The 16,645-nt window shown below is 43.3% G+C and carries 16 protein-coding genes and 3 riboswitches; of the genes, 12 read left to right on the top strand and 4 right to left on the bottom strand.

Annotation, left to right across the window (positions count from 1 at the left end; translation table 11 throughout):
* Positions 1-54: 54 nt before the first annotated feature.
* Together AB685_RS14155 and ade are read right to left on the bottom strand one after the other, a co-directional pair.
* Positions 55-573: a universal stress protein gene (locus tag AB685_RS14155; protein ID WP_047971239.1), complete on the bottom strand. Its 519-nt coding sequence runs from the start codon at positions 571-573 to the stop codon at positions 55-57.
* A gap of 145 nt (positions 574-718) precedes the next feature.
* The gene (gene ade, locus AB685_RS14150; RefSeq protein ID WP_047971238.1) at positions 719-2,434 is read right to left on the bottom strand and encodes an adenine deaminase; all 1,716 of its coding nucleotides are present in this window, start codon (positions 2,432-2,434) and stop codon (positions 719-721) included.
* An 85-nt stretch (positions 2,435-2,519) separates the two neighbouring features.
* Positions 2,520-2,621: riboswitch (purine riboswitch) on the bottom strand.
* 256 nt (positions 2,622-2,877) lie between these two features.
* Between ade and AB685_RS14145 the strand changes: the two genes are divergently transcribed.
* Both AB685_RS14145 and AB685_RS14140 read left to right on the top strand, forming a co-directional pair.
* On the top strand, positions 2,878-4,932 hold the full coding sequence (locus AB685_RS14145; protein ID WP_047971237.1) for a PBP1A family penicillin-binding protein: 2,055 nt from the start codon (positions 2,878-2,880) through the stop codon (positions 4,930-4,932).
* A 157-nt stretch (positions 4,933-5,089) separates the two neighbouring features.
* Positions 5,090-5,878, top strand: a complete 789-nt coding sequence (locus AB685_RS14140) for a VLRF1 family aeRF1-type release factor (RefSeq protein WP_047971410.1) — start codon at positions 5,090-5,092, stop codon at positions 5,876-5,878.
* 78 nt (positions 5,879-5,956) lie between these two features.
* Here AB685_RS14140 and AB685_RS31720 read toward each other — a convergent pair whose 3' ends face one another.
* Both AB685_RS31720 and AB685_RS14135 read right to left on the bottom strand, forming a co-directional pair.
* On the bottom strand, positions 5,957-6,121 hold the full coding sequence (locus tag AB685_RS31720; protein WP_198530512.1) for a hypothetical protein: 165 nt from the start codon (positions 6,119-6,121) through the stop codon (positions 5,957-5,959).
* 29 nt (positions 6,122-6,150) lie between these two features.
* Positions 6,151-7,128, bottom strand: coding sequence for an SDR family oxidoreductase (locus AB685_RS14135; protein WP_198530511.1), 978 nt, complete (start codon positions 7,126-7,128; stop codon positions 6,151-6,153).
* A gap of 209 nt (positions 7,129-7,337) precedes the next feature.
* Here AB685_RS14135 and AB685_RS14130 point away from each other — a divergent pair, with 209 nt between their 5' ends.
* The 10 genes from AB685_RS14130 to AB685_RS14085 all read left to right on the top strand — a co-directional run bounded on the left by AB685_RS14130 (position 7,338) and on the right by AB685_RS14085 (position 16,643).
* Positions 7,338-8,624, top strand: a complete 1,287-nt coding sequence (locus AB685_RS14130; RefSeq protein ID WP_047971236.1) for an MFS transporter — start codon at positions 7,338-7,340, stop codon at positions 8,622-8,624.
* A 68-nt stretch (positions 8,625-8,692) separates the two neighbouring features.
* Positions 8,693-8,799: riboswitch (TPP riboswitch) on the top strand.
* Between the two features lie 133 nt (positions 8,800-8,932).
* Positions 8,933-9,616, top strand: coding sequence for a thiaminase II (gene tenA, locus AB685_RS14125; RefSeq protein WP_047971235.1), 684 nt, complete (start codon positions 8,933-8,935; stop codon positions 9,614-9,616).
* Positions 9,617-9,631: 15 nt separating this feature from the next.
* Complete coding sequence (locus AB685_RS14120) at positions 9,632-10,213, top strand: ECF transporter S component (protein WP_047971234.1); 582 nt, start codon at positions 9,632-9,634, stop codon at positions 10,211-10,213.
* A gap of 11 nt (positions 10,214-10,224) precedes the next feature.
* Positions 10,225-11,682 (top strand): ABC transporter ATP-binding protein, encoded by a 1,458-nt coding sequence (locus AB685_RS14115; RefSeq protein ID WP_047971233.1) that lies wholly within the window; start codon positions 10,225-10,227, stop codon positions 11,680-11,682.
* The gene (locus AB685_RS14110) at positions 11,663-12,454 is read left to right on the top strand and encodes an energy-coupling factor transporter transmembrane component T (protein WP_047971232.1); all 792 of its coding nucleotides are present in this window, start codon (positions 11,663-11,665) and stop codon (positions 12,452-12,454) included. Before AB685_RS14115 ends, AB685_RS14110 begins: the two co-directional genes overlap by 20 nt.
* A gap of 66 nt (positions 12,455-12,520) precedes the next feature.
* Positions 12,521-12,627, top strand: a riboswitch (TPP riboswitch).
* 229 nt (positions 12,628-12,856) lie between these two features.
* Positions 12,857-13,510 carry a thiazole tautomerase TenI gene (tenI, locus tag AB685_RS14105; protein WP_047971231.1) on the top strand — a complete coding sequence of 218 codons (654 nt, stop codon included), beginning with the start codon at positions 12,857-12,859 and terminating at the stop codon, positions 13,508-13,510.
* Complete coding sequence (gene thiO / locus AB685_RS14100) at positions 13,507-14,634, top strand: glycine oxidase ThiO (RefSeq protein ID WP_047971230.1); 1,128 nt, start codon at positions 13,507-13,509, stop codon at positions 14,632-14,634. Before tenI ends, thiO begins: the two co-directional genes overlap by 4 nt.
* An 8-nt stretch (positions 14,635-14,642) precedes the next feature.
* Entirely contained in the window at positions 14,643-14,846 is a 204-nt protein-coding gene (gene thiS / locus AB685_RS14095; protein WP_047971229.1) for a sulfur carrier protein ThiS, read from the top strand.
* Between the two features lies 1 nt (position 14,847).
* Complete coding sequence (locus AB685_RS14090) at positions 14,848-15,615, top strand: thiazole synthase (RefSeq protein WP_047971228.1); 768 nt, start codon at positions 14,848-14,850, stop codon at positions 15,613-15,615.
* Complete coding sequence (locus AB685_RS14085) at positions 15,615-16,643, top strand: thiazole biosynthesis adenylyltransferase ThiF (RefSeq protein ID WP_047971227.1); 1,029 nt, start codon at positions 15,615-15,617, stop codon at positions 16,641-16,643. The genes AB685_RS14090 and AB685_RS14085 overlap by 1 nt, the downstream gene beginning before the upstream one ends.
* Positions 16,644-16,645 lie beyond the last annotated feature (2 nt).

Genomic DNA, 16,645 nt, shown 5'->3' with positions numbered 1-16,645 from the left:
AAAACAAAAACATCAGGCTTCCAGAATGGAAGCCTGATACATTGAAGCAAGAATCTATTTTGCAATTAACACAGGACAGTTGGCGGTGTTGGTAACTTTATCGCTGACGCTTCCTAAAATCAATTTCTTCAATCCGCCAAGTCCTCTGCTACCGATTATAATAAGGTCGCTTTCATGTGTGTCTGCAAAATTACAGATGGTTTTAGCTGGATCACCTTGTATTACTTCTACAGGTGCCTCCACTCTCTCTTGGGAAAGAAGGGCATGAATTTCATTTAATGATTTATCGGTACCCTCCTGATCTGTCGCAGCTATATGTCGTTGTGACGGGACACGTTCCTTCACATTATGTGTGTAGATGTTCAACCCATCTATATTACCCATGCCTCCTGCAGGTACTGCGTCAGGTCTCGATGATTGAATTGGAACGTTTACCGAAGTCTCCTCCAATACATGGAGGATTGTGATATTTGAGTGTAGTCTCTTCTTCATGTCAATTCCCATCTTTACTGCCTTCAAACTGCTCTGCGACCCATCATAGGCAATAAGAATGTTATTAAAAGCTTCCATCATCCATCTACTCCTTTTCAGCTATATTTGTAAGTTGTTGTTGTAATTTAAGTACCCTCTGCAACAACTTTTAAACTTTGTGTTAGGGAGAGATAGTGGAGGTATTTCCATTTAAATCCTCTATAGATAGGCTATTCAACGTTACTGTTTACTGTATCGAAACATGCTCGAAACGCTTTACATCAAATAGTCCGCTATCCGTTAATTTCAGAACTGGAATAACCGGTAGGCTCAAAAAAGACAGTGCCACAAAAGGGTTAAAGCTATTCTGACTGCCAATCAGTTGTAAGGCATCGTGAAGCTCCTTCAAAGAAGGAAGGACCTTTTCAGTCGGCATCCTCGCCATCAAACCGGAAATTTGCAGTGGCAAAGTCGCAACGGTTTTTCCTTTATATACCACAACTAAACCGCCCTGCATCTGATCAAGTGCCTTCACAGCAACCAGCATATCTTCATCAGATGTGCCAACTACCACAATATTATGAGAATCGTGAGCAACTGTAGAGGCAATAGAGCCATCTTTTATTTGAAAGCCTTTTACGATCCCAAGTCCGATATTTCCGGTTCGTTTATGTCTTTCAATGACTGCGAGCTTCAATTGATCGTGTTCATTGTTTGCTACGAACTCCCCATCTTTTGAAGAAGCCAATTCAGAAATATGCTTGGTAACAAGACTATTTGGAATGATTTCGATAATATTGCATGGCTTGACGGGATCAATATTTATTTGTAGGTTTTTTTTGCTTATTGGTCCTATTTTCACAGATTCCAAAAGCGTATCTGGAATTATATGCGCAGAGCTTATAGATTTGTTGGCATCTATTTTTGTTCCGTTTTTATAGATATCATTTATTGTAAAATGCTCAAGGTCATCAATGATTAGAAAATCTGCACGGTACCCAGGTGCAATAGCTCCTCGATCCGTAAGAGAGAAGCATTCTGCCGCATTCAACGTAGCAATCTGTATGGCAAGCAGGGGTTCGAGCCCTTCCTGAATGGCAATACGGATATTGTGGTCGATACTTCCCTCGTTCACTAGGTCATCTAGATGCTTATCATCAGTGCAGAATAGAAAGCGGCGGGCATTTCGTTCGTTTACTAACGGAAGCAAGGCTTTAACATCCTTTGCAACGGACCCTTCCCGCATCATCACATACATTCCCCGTTTGATTCTTTCTTTTGCTTCTTGAGTGGTTACACATTCATGATCGGTTTTAATGTTGGCTGACGCAAAGATATTTACGTCCTCGGCAGTAAGTCCGGCACCGTGGCCATCTATTATTTTGTTATTCAGAATTGCTTGTGAAAGCTTGGCGAGCATAGCATTATCCCTGTCACGAACTGCTGGAAAGTCCATCACTTCCGCTAACCCTATTACTCGTTCATGGGTATAAAACTGAGCAAGGTCACTTGCATGTACGGTCGCTCCATTACGTTCGAAAGAAGTTGCAGGCACACAAGAGGGGAGCATGAAAAACACATCAACTGGTACGGATTCCGTTGCATCGAGCATGAACTGTATTCCGGATGTGCCACTGACGTTGGCAATCTCATGAGGGTCTGTAATAATGGTGGTAACCCCGTGCGAAAGAATGGTGTTAGTAAAATAGTAGGGGTGGATCATGGAAGATTCCATATGAACATGTCCGTCTATTAGGCCCGGAGAAATGAATGCCCCATCAACATCAATCACTTTTTCCCCTTCATACTTCCCAATTCCTACAATCATCCCATCCTTGATTGCGATGTCTTCCTCTATAATTTCCAGATTGAAGACGTCAATAATTCTCCCGTTTTTTATAACGAGATCTGCATTTGTATGCTTTGCAGCTGCTTTTATTATAGTTTCCAGGTTTTGTTTCATTGTTTTCCCCTCCAGATATAAACTGCAATAAATAAAACTCCAAGCAATAACTTGGAGTTTAACAAGTGAGAATACACCAGTTTATTAACTGGCGGGGTATTCTCGTAGTCAAACTCTTTACGGCAGTTTGGTAGAAACTTATGGACCTTATCTCCAAGATTATACGAGTAGTTCTTTAATTGTTCCTCATTATAGAAGGGGGAAGGAAAGAGAGTCAAGTAGGAATATAATGGCGAAAAATTTCGAATATGGGCAAAGGGGTTCACTTTTGTTGAAAAAGGGTATGTAATAGTGTTTAAGTTATAGGAATGTTATCATCAATAAGGTAAATGGCTTCTAAATATTTTAATGGATCATGGTGGGGTTTATGCTCGTTACCCTAAAAAAGAGATGATTCATTTCGAATAACTATCAATAGTTTGCTGCACAATTAGGGGGTTCTTATGGCTGAAAGAGTAAGTAAGCAAAAACGAAGAGTGAGTTTTAGAGCACTGCTACTTATTACTGGTTTATTGGCATTAATTATACTGTTAGGAATGCAATTTTATATAAACACAAGGGATGTCAGTGCATTGACAGATCCATTGCCACAGTCCTCTGTCATCTATGACCGGCATGGGGAAGTAGCGAGCAGGATTACGACCAATCAAATAGAGGGCGTTCCCGCAGATGAAATACCGGAAGTGCTGAAGCAGGCGGTTGTAGCGGTTGAGGACCAGCGCTTTTATGAGCATGACGGGTTTGATTTTGTAGGTACTGTACGTGCCTTGACTACGAATGTAAAAGCAAGGGGCTATGTGCAGGGTGGAAGTACCATCACCCAACAGTTGGCAAAAAATGTCTTTTTGTCACACGATAAAACCTTAAAACGTAAAACCGATGAGTTCTTTTTGGCAAAGAAAGTGGAAAAATCTTATTCAAAGGACCAAATTATCAGTCTATATTTAAATCAGATCTATTTTGGGGAAGGCGCCTGGGGAGTCAAGCGGGCAGCCGCGGTTTATTTTGCCAAAGAACCTAAGGACCTGACGCTGGCGGAATCTGCCACTTTGGCAGGGCTGATTAAAGCGCCGTCTGCCCTGTCCCCATTAAATAATGAGGAACGTTCTATTCAACGTAGAAACTTGGTGCTCTCCCTGATGCATAAGCAGGGTTTTGTTTCTGCGGATGAAGTGGAAGAGGCGAAGCAGGAAGAGTTGAAGCTTGAAAAAAGGCACGTAGATCCGTATAAAGCTAAGTACCCTAGCTTTACGGATTACATAATAGATGAAGCGGAAAGAATGTATGGAATCAGCGAAAGCGAACTGCTGGCCGGCGGTTATCGTGTATATACCACGTTGGAGCCGAAAGTGCAGGAAGCTCTGGAAAAAGTGTATGCAGACCCAGAAAACTTCCCGACTGCACCAACTGGGGAAGTTGCACAAAGCAGTGGAGTTCTTCTAAATCCTAAGACAGGTGGCATTCTTGGTATGATTGGCGGAAGGGACTATAAGTTCCGTGATTTCAACCGTGCCTCCAGATTAAAGAAGCCACCAGGATCAACGGCCAAGCCATTACTAGTGTATTCACCTGCCCTTGAAGAGGGATATGATGTCTATGATATGTTGAACGACTCGCCGACTGAATTTGGGGATTATAAGCCACAGAACCATACATTGGATTTTCGCGGAGAAGTTTCAATGTACGACGCGGTTTTAAATTCCTATAACATTCCAGCTGTATCCCTGCTTTATGATATGGGAATCCAAAAAGGCATGGATGCAGCAAAGAAGTTGTATTTGCCGGTTGATGAAAAAGAGGACAGAACACTTGGGAACATAGCACTAGGTGGGTTTTACGGAGTTTCCCCCAAGCATATGGCAGAAGCATATTCCGTTTATGCCAACAACGGGGAAATCATCGAGTCTCATGCGATTGTTAAAATAGAGACGGTTACCGGAAAAGAAGTGGCGTCATTTGAAGAAGATAAAGAGCGCGTTTTCTCTGAAGAAGTGGTAGGAAAAATGAACTTTATGCTCAAAGGGGTTATTGAAGAAGGCAGCGGAAAGAACGCTATAATCGATGGGCGTGAAGTTGCCGGAAAAACCGGATCCACCCAGACGAATGACAATAACCATGGAGCCACTTCCAACCAATGGTTTGTAGGCTATACACCACAAATCGTAGGAGCATTCTGGATAGGGTTCGATAAAGAGTCCTCGGAAAATGTCCTTCCTATCATCTCAGGGGCAGGCAGTCCTTCAGCAAAGGTATTCCAACAGGTGGTAAGTGAAGCGCTTGAGGGGGAACCGGTGGAATCCTTCAACCTCCCTGCAAGCTTGCAGAAAAAGAAAGAGTCTGCAAAAAAGGAAGAGAAGAAGCAGGAGCAGGACCAGGACCAGGACCAGCAAAGAAAAAGAGAGCAACAGAAGAAGGAAGAAAAGAAAAAAGAAGAAAAGAAAAAGGAAAAGAAAGAGCGTGGCAAGAAAAAAGACCGCGATGATGACGATGATGATTAACAGTAGACACCTTTCTCATGTAATGTGGGAGAGGTTTTTCTTATGGGCTTCTGGTGTTAAAGAACTATCAAATATATGTTTAGTTTATCCTCTTTCGTGATAAAGACTACTAAACAACAAGTTTAATGGAGGGGATTTAGTGACCTATCAAAAGACAATGGAAAAACTATCGAATATGAAATTTACAAAACCGGACAAAGTATTAAGCTTATATTTGCACACCGATCGCAGTCACCCCGATCAGCAGGGTGGAGAATGGAAGATAGCGTTAAAGAATGGATTTAATCGATTAGAGGAATATATAGAAGCCAGCAGTAAGGACGAGTTAAAAAGGCTTCGGGCAATACGTCAAGATGTGGAAAAGTATGTAGAAAAAATGGAACGTAAAATGCCAAGAGGGCTAATCATTTTTGCATCTGCGGATAGCGGACTATGGGAGACGTTTGAACTACAGGTTTCTGTACCGACGAACTTTTATTGGGAGGAACAGCCTGTACTCGATGAACTTCAAAAAATGAATCAAGCTTATCCTTTAACAGGATTTGTTCTCATGCAACAGAATGAAATCAAGATACTTACTTCGGTTTTTGCCCGGATTGAAGAAAGCGAATCAATGGAATTTGATTTGGAGATTGATGACTGGCGATTGCATCAAGGTCCCTCACATGACAGTTCGAGTATGGGAAGTGGAGCCATCAAAACAGCTAGCCAGGTGGACCATTATGATGATCGCGTCAAAGCGAATCAGAAAAGATGGGTGAAAAGCCTTGGCAGCAAGCTTGATAAAAAAGCAGCGGATAAAAAATGGGAGAAAATAATATTAGTTGGTGATAAAGAGGAAGCCGAATTGCTTGAAGGATATATGAATAAAAAGGTGGATGCTATTATCCAGAAGAACCTTTTAAACGAAAATGAGAATACCGTTTTAGAGAAGTTATTAGCATAACTTTTGTTTTAAGCCCCCTTTACATTCAAGGGGGCTTTTAAGAAAAGGTAAGAATATCTACTTTTCTTATTCTGACAGCTAAAGAATGGGATATTCCGCTTCATAAATTGGCTCTGTGTAGTACGGTGGGCGTGGACCGATCTTCGGCATCGGCCACGTACTAGATTGATAAACCATTTGGACTTTGGCATCAGATTGATTTATCAACAATAGTTTGACTTCAGGATTGAATTCGTAATGCATGTTTATCATCTCCTCCCATTTTCCTCTGATTAAGAAGCCGTAAACTCTCCTCCATTGACATGCAGCACTTGCCCTGTAACGAATCGGGAGTCATCGGAAGCTAGATAAACATAGGTTGGAGCTAGTTCAAACGGTTGTGCAGCCCGCTTCATCGGGTTATTTACGCCAAACACTGCTACTTGATCAGACGAAAAGCTTGCAGGAATGAGTGGTGTCCAGGTTCTTCCAGGGGCGACAGCATTGACACGTATGCCTTGGTCAACTACATTATTGGCAAGCGCACGGGTAAAGCCGACATTTGCTGCCTTTGTAGCTGTATAATCAATCAACTGTTTTTCCCCAGCATAAGCCACTACTGAGGCTGTATTTATTATGGAACTACCGGGTTTTAAGTGGGGCAAAGCTGCTCTGGTTGTATAGAAATGGGAGTAGATATTCACCTTGAAAGTGTCATCGAACTGTTCATCGGTTATATCAAGCAAACTTAATTGCTGGAATTGTATCCCCACATGGTTAACGAGGATATCCAGTCTCCCAAATGCTTGGACAGTTTGCTCTACAATCGCCACACATTGAGTCTTCTCTCTTAAATCCCCCGGCATCAAAATACAACGTTGCCCCAATTCTTCAATTCTAGCTTTGGTTCGGTTAGCATCCTCGTGCTCATCTAAATAAGAGATGGCTACATCTGAACCTTCTTTCGCATAAGAAATAGCTGTCGCTGCACCAATCCCACTATCCCCTGCTGTAATAAGCGCAACCTTTCCCTTCAGCTTATCACTACCTTTATAATTCGGATTTTCAATAATGGGCTTTGGTACCATGAATTTTTCCAAGCCTGGATGCTGTAACTGACGCTGTTCCGGAAAGTTGATCGGCACTTCTTGATACTGAGTTATTTTTCCGTAATTAGGAAATAAGGGGTAAGGTTTTTGCTTATTCGCTTCAAACCATTCTTGAAACTGCTGTAGCTCCTCCATATTCCGATACTTGTCATGAGAATCCATCAAAAACCTCCTTAGATGTGGCTTTGCACACAACTATATATATATTTTAGAGACAAGATGTTTTATGCAATTATTTTTCAAGCCTATATAAACTTCAGCCTTATTGTCCTCCACCTCCAGACCGAGAGAAAAAGTACCGAAAGTCCGTTACCAACAATTTCTAAATTCGGTAAACTGATTTTAGATAAAAATTGGTGGAGGACGGAACTATGAAAAATATGATGGAGATATTTAAGAAACCTAATTACAGTTTGCTATTCTGGTCTTCCTTTACTTCTACAATGGGGAGTATCGTCGGTATTGCTGCATTGATGCTGTATTTGTTGGACCGCTATACAGATCAGCCGTTCTATGCAGCATTGACGGAGCTTATGTATTCTTTGCCGACACTTGCGGTATTTTTCCTTGTGGGTGTATTGGCAGATAGGATGGACCGTCAGAAGATTGCGGTCTACAGTGATGTGATCTGTGCGGTTTTATCATTGGCTCTTATGGGTGCCATCTATATCGATTGGATGCCGCTTATATTTGCTTTGCTATTCTTGCGAAGTGCGGTATCGAAATTCTTCCACCCCGCCCAGGCTGCTATCATCCAGGGAATTCTGACGAAGGATGAATACACGGTGGCAGCAGGATTGAACCAGATGACAAGCAGCTTGTTCATGCTCTTCGGAAATGCGCTGGGAATTTTTATTTACTGGACGGTTGGGCTTCAGGGTGCCATCTTTGTCTGCTTTTTCACTTATCTGATCAGTGCCATTCTGATTAGGGCATGCAAATTGGAAGAGGAGGTCGTCCTCCCGAATGGCAGACATAAGTGGAATCAATTAAATGTCAAATTTGTGGCAAATGATTTCAAAGATGGAATGCTATACATCTTAAAAAATCCTCTATTGGTTTACCTGATTATCGGATTCTTTGTCTTTGGAATTGTTAATGGTGGATTATCTGTCATACCTGCATATATTCTGAAATATAAACTCGCCCCAGCGGACTATGAGGAACTCATGGTGGTAATGGGAGTAGTATTCGGTATCTCGGTTATGGTCGGAAGCATTGTGGCCTCCATGATGGCAAAAAAACTAAAACTGTATCAAATGATCTTCATCGGCCTTAGCATTTCTGGTGCATTCGTTATAGCAAGCGGATATAGCTCGAGTACACATTACTACCTTGTCTTTACTGCACTGATTGGGCTCGGTCTTCCATTCGTCAACATCGGAATCGGTGGGTGGTTGCCAAGAATTGTAGACCCTAAGATGATGGGCAGGGTGCAAGGGTGGATTACACCTTTGATGATGTTGTCTCAATCTATCACACTTGGAGTAATTGCCTTGACCTTTCAAAAAATGCTTACGGTGGAAGGGCTACATCTCGTTGTCGGCGGCTGCCTTCTGTTAGTTGGAGTGTTTTATATGTTTACCTTGCCCAAACATGTTACTGACGACGAAGAGGCACCTGCAAAATTGGAAAATTCCGCACCAGCACAAAATTAACCTTTGACAAAAATGAGAAAGCTGATTAAGATAAGTATCAGAAATCACTTTCCGACAACTTTATACGAATCTACCACTAGGGGTGCCTTTATAAGGCTGAGATTGAAGTGCGACTTCAAGACTCTTAGAACCTGATCTGGTTAACACCAGCGTAGGGAAGTGGGGTCGAGACACTTTTTCTTAAATAGTCCAGCTATGTTAGTGTATTCACCACCTTCTTTGCGCAAGCGAGGAAGGTGGTTTTTTGCATTTCATAAGACTTTTATGCATCAAGAAAAAGATTAAAACAATTTTAGGAGGAATGGAGAATGAAATTTTCACAGATTGCAAGAGAGAAAGCGGATTACATTTGGGAGGCGAGTTTCCATCATCCGTTTGTCAAAGGAATAGCAGACGGAACTCTATCCCACGAATCTTTCAAGTACTATGTACTTCAGGACGCATATTATTTGAGCCATTTTGCGAAAGTGCAAGCCTATGCTGGAGCAAAAGCGTTCGATCTCCAAACAACGGCGAGGCTGGCAGCCCATGCACAAGGTACATACGAAGCGGAACTATCCTTACATGAAAATTTCTCAAAGCGACTTGGTGTAACGGAAGAAGAAAAGATGGCATTCAAAGCGGCTCCGACAGCTCATGGCTACACCTCTCATATGTATCGAGCTGTATTGACTGGCGGATTGGGAGAAGTGATTGCAGCACTGCTTCCTTGCTATTGGCTGTACTATGAAATTGGTGAAAGACTGAAAGACTTCACCCCGGCTGAACCAATCTATCAGGAGTGGATTGCAGCCTACGGTGGAGAATGGTTCAGGGAGCTGGTGGAAGAACAGATTAATAGATTGGATGAATTGGCTGAGAAGGCTACGGAAGAAGAGAAAGCCAGGATGCTTGAGTATTTCATCATCAGCAGCCAGTATGAATATGCATTCTGGGAGATGGCATACACACTTGAACAGTGGCCGGTATCTGAAAAGAAAGTGAATGCATAGGAGGTGCTGGTCAATATGAATAAAGGTTTAAAACTCACAGATATACTAGTGACGGTCATTATTGCACTGGTCTTCGGGATTGTCTATAAGATATGGGCTCCCGTCTATAACGTACTTGCGCCATTCGGACTTCAGCTTCAGGAGTTGACATATGGGATGTGGTTCATTGCAGCTACAGTTGCCTATCTCCTGATCAGGAAAGCGGGTGTCGCTTTCTTGGCGGAAGTGGCAGCGGCATCTGGTGAATTTCTGGTTGGTTCGGAATATGGGTTGATGGTGCTTATCTATGGAGTGATACAAGGACTGTTTGCAGAATTGGTTTTCATGGCTTTCCGCTACAAACGTTTTGATTTGCTTGTCGCATCACTTGCGGGAATTGCGGCTGGTGTCGGTTCGCTTCTTCTCGATCTATTTAGAGGGTATCTGTTTGATTATGTCTGGTGGAATGTGACATTGCTGATTTCATTCCGATTGATCGGAGCTGTCCTTTTAGCTGGAGTACTTGCCTATGCACTTGTAAAAGCGCTGGAGGCAACAGGTGTCACCAGTCTTCTCAGACCGGTGAGCAAGGAGGATTATGATTCTTTGAAGCAATAAGGGAGGCAGGGATGAAACCTATCATAAAATTAAACGATTTAAGACTTAAATATCCTGGTGCAGAAAAGCTCTTTGATAATCTGTCCCTAACTATCCGAAAAGGGGAAAAAGTGTTGATTCTAGGACCTTCCGGAAGCGGGAAATCAACCTTAATCCAAGTTTTGTCAGGTCTCATTCCAAATGTAGTGGAAGTGCCGATGATAGTAGAGGAGCAGCTTCTTCCGAATTCATGGGGCTATGTTTTCCAAGACCCTGATGCTCAGTTCTGTATGCCCTATGTGGATGAAGAACTTGCATTTGTATTGGAAAACCTCGCAGTTCCAAGGGAGAAGATGGCGAAAAGAATAGAAGATGCATTGAAAATGGTGGGATTGTATTTACCTGAATCCCATATGAAAATACAAAAGCTCTCAGGCGGGATGAAGCAGCGGCTTGCCATTGCTTCTATCCTTGCGATGGAGCCTGAGGTGCTCTTTTTGGATGAACCAACGGCACTATTAGACCCGGAAGGTACTAAGGAAGTATGGGACACAATTAAGAAGTTGACCGATGATAAAACGGTCATCATCGTAGAGCATAAAGTGGAACAGCTGCTCGACTTTGTAGAGAGAATTATTGTTTTAGATGAAAATGGAAATATAGTCGCAGACGGTAAAACTGCAGATATACTTCATTCCTCCACTACCCTTTTAAAGGAATATGGAATATGGTATCCGGATGTATGGCAGGATTATTTAAAAACTAGAAACCCTAACTCAAACTTTCTTGTAGAAAATGAAGCTGTAATGACTGTAAAGCATTTTTCAGGCTTCCGTGGAAAAGAGAGAAAGATCTATGTGGAGGAAGCGGAAATCCGTAAGGGGGAATGGATTTCCATTATCGGGAAAAATGGGGCAGGAAAGAGCACATTGCTGGAATCATTTATGAAGCTATTGAAGACGGAAGGTACATTTGAGATCGATGGTGAAACGGTCAAAAAGATCCCTACTGATTTCATCACCTTTGTTTTTCAGAATCCTGAATTTCAGTTTGTTACCAAATCAGTGGAAATGGAAGTGGCATATACACTGAGGCTGAAGAAGGTTGATGAAAAAGAGGTTATAGAAAGAGTAGAGGAGATGCTGAGACTTTTTCATTTGAGCCATGTACGTCATCACCATCCATATCAGCTTTCCGTTGGGCAGAAGCGCAGACTGAGCGTGGCTGCAGCTGTGATTCATCAACCGAATATTCTCTTATTGGATGAACCGACATTCGGGCAGGACAGCAGAAATACGTTTGCCATGCTGGAATGGCTGGAAGCGCTGAAGGCATCCGGAGTAGCCATTATGATGGTCACTCATGATGAAAAAATAGTTTCGGAGTTTTCGGATACGATATGGACGGTAAAGGATGGAAGACTTATCGACAAGAAGCATAATGGGAGAATAAAAGACAGGGGAGAAAAAGATGCAGTTGGAGCTTTATAAAAACAAGACGTGGATGCATGAAATCAATCCAAGCTTCAAGCTTCTAGGAATGATTCTTCTGTTTGTTGCTATACTCTTCATTCATAATATCAATGTGATGCTGAACCTGTCAGGAATTCTTTTAGTCATCTATCTTTTTATGACAGGACAGACTTATAAGCTAAAGCTCTTATTGTTGATACCGTTCATCTTTTTGTTTTTTACTTCAGCCATCTCGATGGTGCTATTTGGAAAAGGGGATACTGTCTGGTTTGAATTCGGCCTTATACAGATTACGGAAGAAAGTTTCTATCGAGGGGTCCATCTTGGATTAAGATCGCTTGCATTTGCTTTTTGTGGATTAATATTTGCTTTGACCACTCAACCGGTATATTTATTCTATTCCTTGATGCAGCAATGGAGGTTGCCCCCGAAATTCGCTTACAGCTTTATGGCAGGTATCCGGCTGTTGCCCTTGATCCTGGAGGAATTCCTGACCTTAAGGAAGGCGTTGATTGTCAGAGGAGTGGAGCAGAAAGGTAGCTTATTAAAAAAGATATACTTTTATAGCATTCCTTTACTTTCCCAGAGTATCAGAAGAGCGCACCGAATTGCCGTGGCTATGGAAGCCAAAAGATTCAGTCAACAGAGGAATCGGACCTTTTACTACGAGATGGGGTATTCCCGCGAAGATCTGGGGTTCGTATTTCTTATTTTGTTCATGTTGGCATCGTCTCTATATATGGGATTTCATCTCCCATATCTGCCCACAATGGATGTACGATACGGATAGGAGGTCATCCCTTTTCTTTTGAATATTGGGAATCATGTGTTATACTTTACACATAAATTGAATAACTCGTAACACTAGGGGAGTCAATAGTGACTGAGATGGAAAGAATAATTTCCAGACCCTTTGAACCTGATCTAGTTCATACTAGCGTAGGGAAGTGGAATTGCTCTATCACTGTTGGCTTATACATACGACACATAGAAGAAACCCACTCTTTACGCTAAAGAGTGGGTTTTTTGTATTTAGATAGGTCTGTTAAACTCCTGTATATTTCCGTACCAGGTGTTCGCTTTCCGCGGGGCGTGTGCTTGAGCCTCCTCACAACGCTCGGGGGTCTCAAGCTACCGCTACCTCCCGCAGGAGTCTCACACCTTGCACTACAATCTACAGGGGGATTTTTATATGGTAAACACCAAAGTATTAAAAAAAGGGTGTGGGTCTTTGCAATTACATCTAATTACGGATGGTAAAAAAACAAAGGAAGAGCTGGTTGCCATCTTGACTGAAGTTCATGATTCTGTGGATTTCATACATGTAAGAGAAAAACACCGAAGCGCAAATGAGATCTTTGAACTGGTCGATGAACTGATAAGGCTAGGGGTACGGCCTGGAAAAATCATCATTAACGATAGAGTCGATGTGGCCCATGTACTGAATGTCGGCGGGGTGCAGTTGGCCTATCACAGTCTGGGAGTTTCCGAGATTCGCCGAAGTTTTCCGGAATTGAGGATAGGGAAGTCGGTACATAGTTATGAAGAAGCAATACAAGCAGAAATGGACGGGGCTGATTTTATCATGTATGGGCATATATATACCACCTCTTCCAAGGATGGGTTGTTGCCTAAGGGTCTGATGGAATTAAGAAGACTTACAAGATCCTTAAAGATTCCCGTAATCGCAATAGGGGGAATAGCTCCTGACAAACTTCAGGAACTTCGGGCAACCGGGGCTGGAGGGATTGCTGTCATGTCGGGAATTATGGATGCAGAAGACACCATAAATGCGGCCAAAGCCTATCAAACAGCGAAACTTGCTGAAAAGGAGGAGATTGGTTGAGTACAAGTTATGACGTTATCGTTATCGGTGGCGGGGTCAACGGTTGTTCAATTGCCTATTACCTGGCTTGTGAAGGTAAACGTGTGCTGATACTGGAAAGGGAGCGGTTAGCTGGTAAGGCATCCAGTGCAGCGGCGGGAATGCTTGGTGCCCAAGTGGAAGTGACAGAAGAAGGTGCACTTTTTGAAATGGCCAAGGAAAGCAGGGCCATGTTTCCCTCCCTTCAATATGAATTGAAAGAGAAATCCGGCATTGATATAGAGCTGGTTCAAAAAGGGATGCTGAAGCTTGCACGAACCGATGATGAGGTTCAGCATCTGAAAAGTGCAATTGCCTTTCAGCAGAAGCTGGGAGAAAGAGTGGATTGGCTGACTCCGGAACAAGTAATGGACAGAGAAGCCCAACTCTCAGAAAACTTCTTAGGGGGCATGGATATTCCCATGGATGGTCACGTCAATCCGGAACGGCTCACCCACGCCTTTGCAAGGGCTGCAGTAAATCAGGGTGCTGAATTGAAAGAGTATGTAGAGGTTTATTCATTGATAAAAGATGGATATACCGTTAGTGGTGTAGAGACGAGCGAAGGAACGTTTCATGGAGAAAATATTATAGTAGCCGCAGGTGCCTGGAGTAAAAGGATGCTCGAGGAGTGCGGGGGGACATTACCGGCATACCCGGTTAAGGGGGAGTGCTTCTCCGTAATCACGGATCGTCCATTGCTCTCAAGTACCATTTTTACGGAGAGCTGCTATCTTGTTCCGAAGAGCGGAAACAGGGTGGTCATCGGAGCAACAATGATACCTGATACATTTTCCGAGAATGTTACGGTAGGAGGACTTTTTCAATTAATGGAGGAGGCTTCCAATGTACTTCCTGCATTGAAGAGTGCATCCTTTGAACGCTCATGGTCCGGAATACGTCCGCAAACAGGTGACGGTCTTCCGTATCTGGGGCAGCATCCGAGTTACAGGAATCTCGTTATCGCCACAGGACATTATCGGAATGGAATTCTCCTTGCCCCTATAACTGGTAAACTGGTTACGAAAATGATACAGGGAAAGCCTGTACCTAATTATATGGAAGAATTCAAGATGAATAGATTGGAAGAATATGCAAAGAGGTGAAGAAACCAATGAAACTTTTCATCAATGGTGACTCTATGGAACTTCCGAATTCCATCAGGACCGTATCGGAATTACTAGAGCATTTTCAATTAGACAAGAAGGTAGTCATTGTGGAAAAAAACAAAGAGATTTTACAAAAGGATCGTCACGGTTCAGAGAGCGTACAAGACGGCGACCAATTAGAGTTAGTACATTTTGTAGGAGGCGGTTAATATGTTGAAAATTGGTTCATACACATTTAATTCCCGTTTATTACTAGGGACAGGAAAGTACCCGGATTTTGATACACAAAAGCAGGCAGTGGATGTCTCTGAATCGGAAATCCTCACGTTTGCAGTAAGAAGAATGAATATCTTTGAAGCAAGCCAACCGAACTTTCTGGAAAAGCTGGATTTGGAGAAATATACGCTGCTACCGAACACGGCAGGGGCAAAAACGGCGGAAGAAGCTGTAAGGATTGCAAAGCTGGCTAAGGCATCTGGACTTTGTGACATGATCAAAGTGGAAGTGATCGGTTGTTGGAAAACACTTCTGCCAGATCCGGTGGAAACCTTGAAAGCAACCGAAGAACTTTTAAAAGAAGGCTTCACAGTGCTTCCATATACATCAGATGATGTGGTGCTGGCAAGAAAACTAGAAGAGCTTGGTGCCCACGCCATCATGCCTGGCGCTTCCCCGATCGGATCCGGACAGGGAATCATCAATGAGTTAAATCTAAGCTTTATCATTGAGCAGGCGAACGTCCCGGTCATTGTGGATGCAGGAATCGGCTCACCGGCAGATGCAGCCAAGGCAATGGAACTTGGTGCGGACGGAGTTCTATTGAATACAGCCGTATCAGCAGCGAAGGATCCTGTGAAAATGGCCGAGGCAATGAAGCTTGCCATAGAAGCGGGACGCCTCGGATATGAAGCGGGCAGAATGGAAAAGAAACGTTACGCAACAGCAAGCAGCCCAAGCGAAGGAATGAGTGTCGGGTAATGGATCGATATTCACGTCAGACTCTGTTCGGACCGATTGGAATGGACGGACAGAAAAGCATCCGTGAGAAGCACGTATTGCTTATCGGTGCAGGAGCATTGGGAACCGGTAATGCAGAGGCACTAGTCAGAGCGGGAGTCGGGAAGCTCACCATCATGGACAGGGATTATGTCGAGTGGAGCAACCTGCAGCGCCAACAGCTCTATAGCGAAAAGGATGCACAAGAAAAGCTCCCGAAAGCGGTGGCGGCAAAGGAAAGGTTAAAGTTGATCAATTCGGAAGTAGAGGTTGAAGCGCAAGTTGCAGACGTTACCGCGGATGGACTGCAGGCGCTGTTAAAAAGGGAAGGATTTGACCTGATTCTTGATGCAACCGATAACTTTGATATTCGCATGATCATGAATGACGTATGTCAAAAGCATGCTATCCCTTGGATATACGGGGCATGTGTGGGGAGCTACGGAATTTCCTTTACCATCTTGCCTGGCGAAACACCATGTTTGCAGTGCCTGCTGAAAACCGTTCCACTGGGAGGGGCAACCTGTGATACGGTTGGAATCATTGCCCCAGCTGTCGGGATGGTGGTCGCGCATCAAGTTGCAGAAGCATTGAAAATACTGTCTGGTAACGTCAGGGACTGCAATCGTAAGCTTGTTTCCTTCGATTTGTGGAAGAACCAGTATGTATCATTGAATGTAGAGAAATTGAAGGATTCCCATTGCCAGAGCTGTGGGGAAGATCGGACATATCCCCATCTTTCTTTTGAAAACCAGACGAAAACAGCCGTCCTTTGCGGAAGGGATTCCGTCCAAATTAGACCACCGGAGTCATGGACGGAAGGCAGGAGTCTGATTGCGCTTAAGAAACAGCTTGAATCGCAGGGTGTCAGCGTGGAAGCCAATCCATATCTAATGTCCTTTCAGGTGGAGGACCATCGCCTTGTAGCTTTCCAAGATGGAAGAGTGCTGGTTCACGGAACTAAAGAGATAACTAGAGCGAGAACATTGTATCACAGATATTTTGGATAAGG

This window comes from Bacillus sp. LL01 (assembly GCF_001037965.1).
This window is presented reverse-complemented; position numbering and strand designations above follow the sequence as displayed.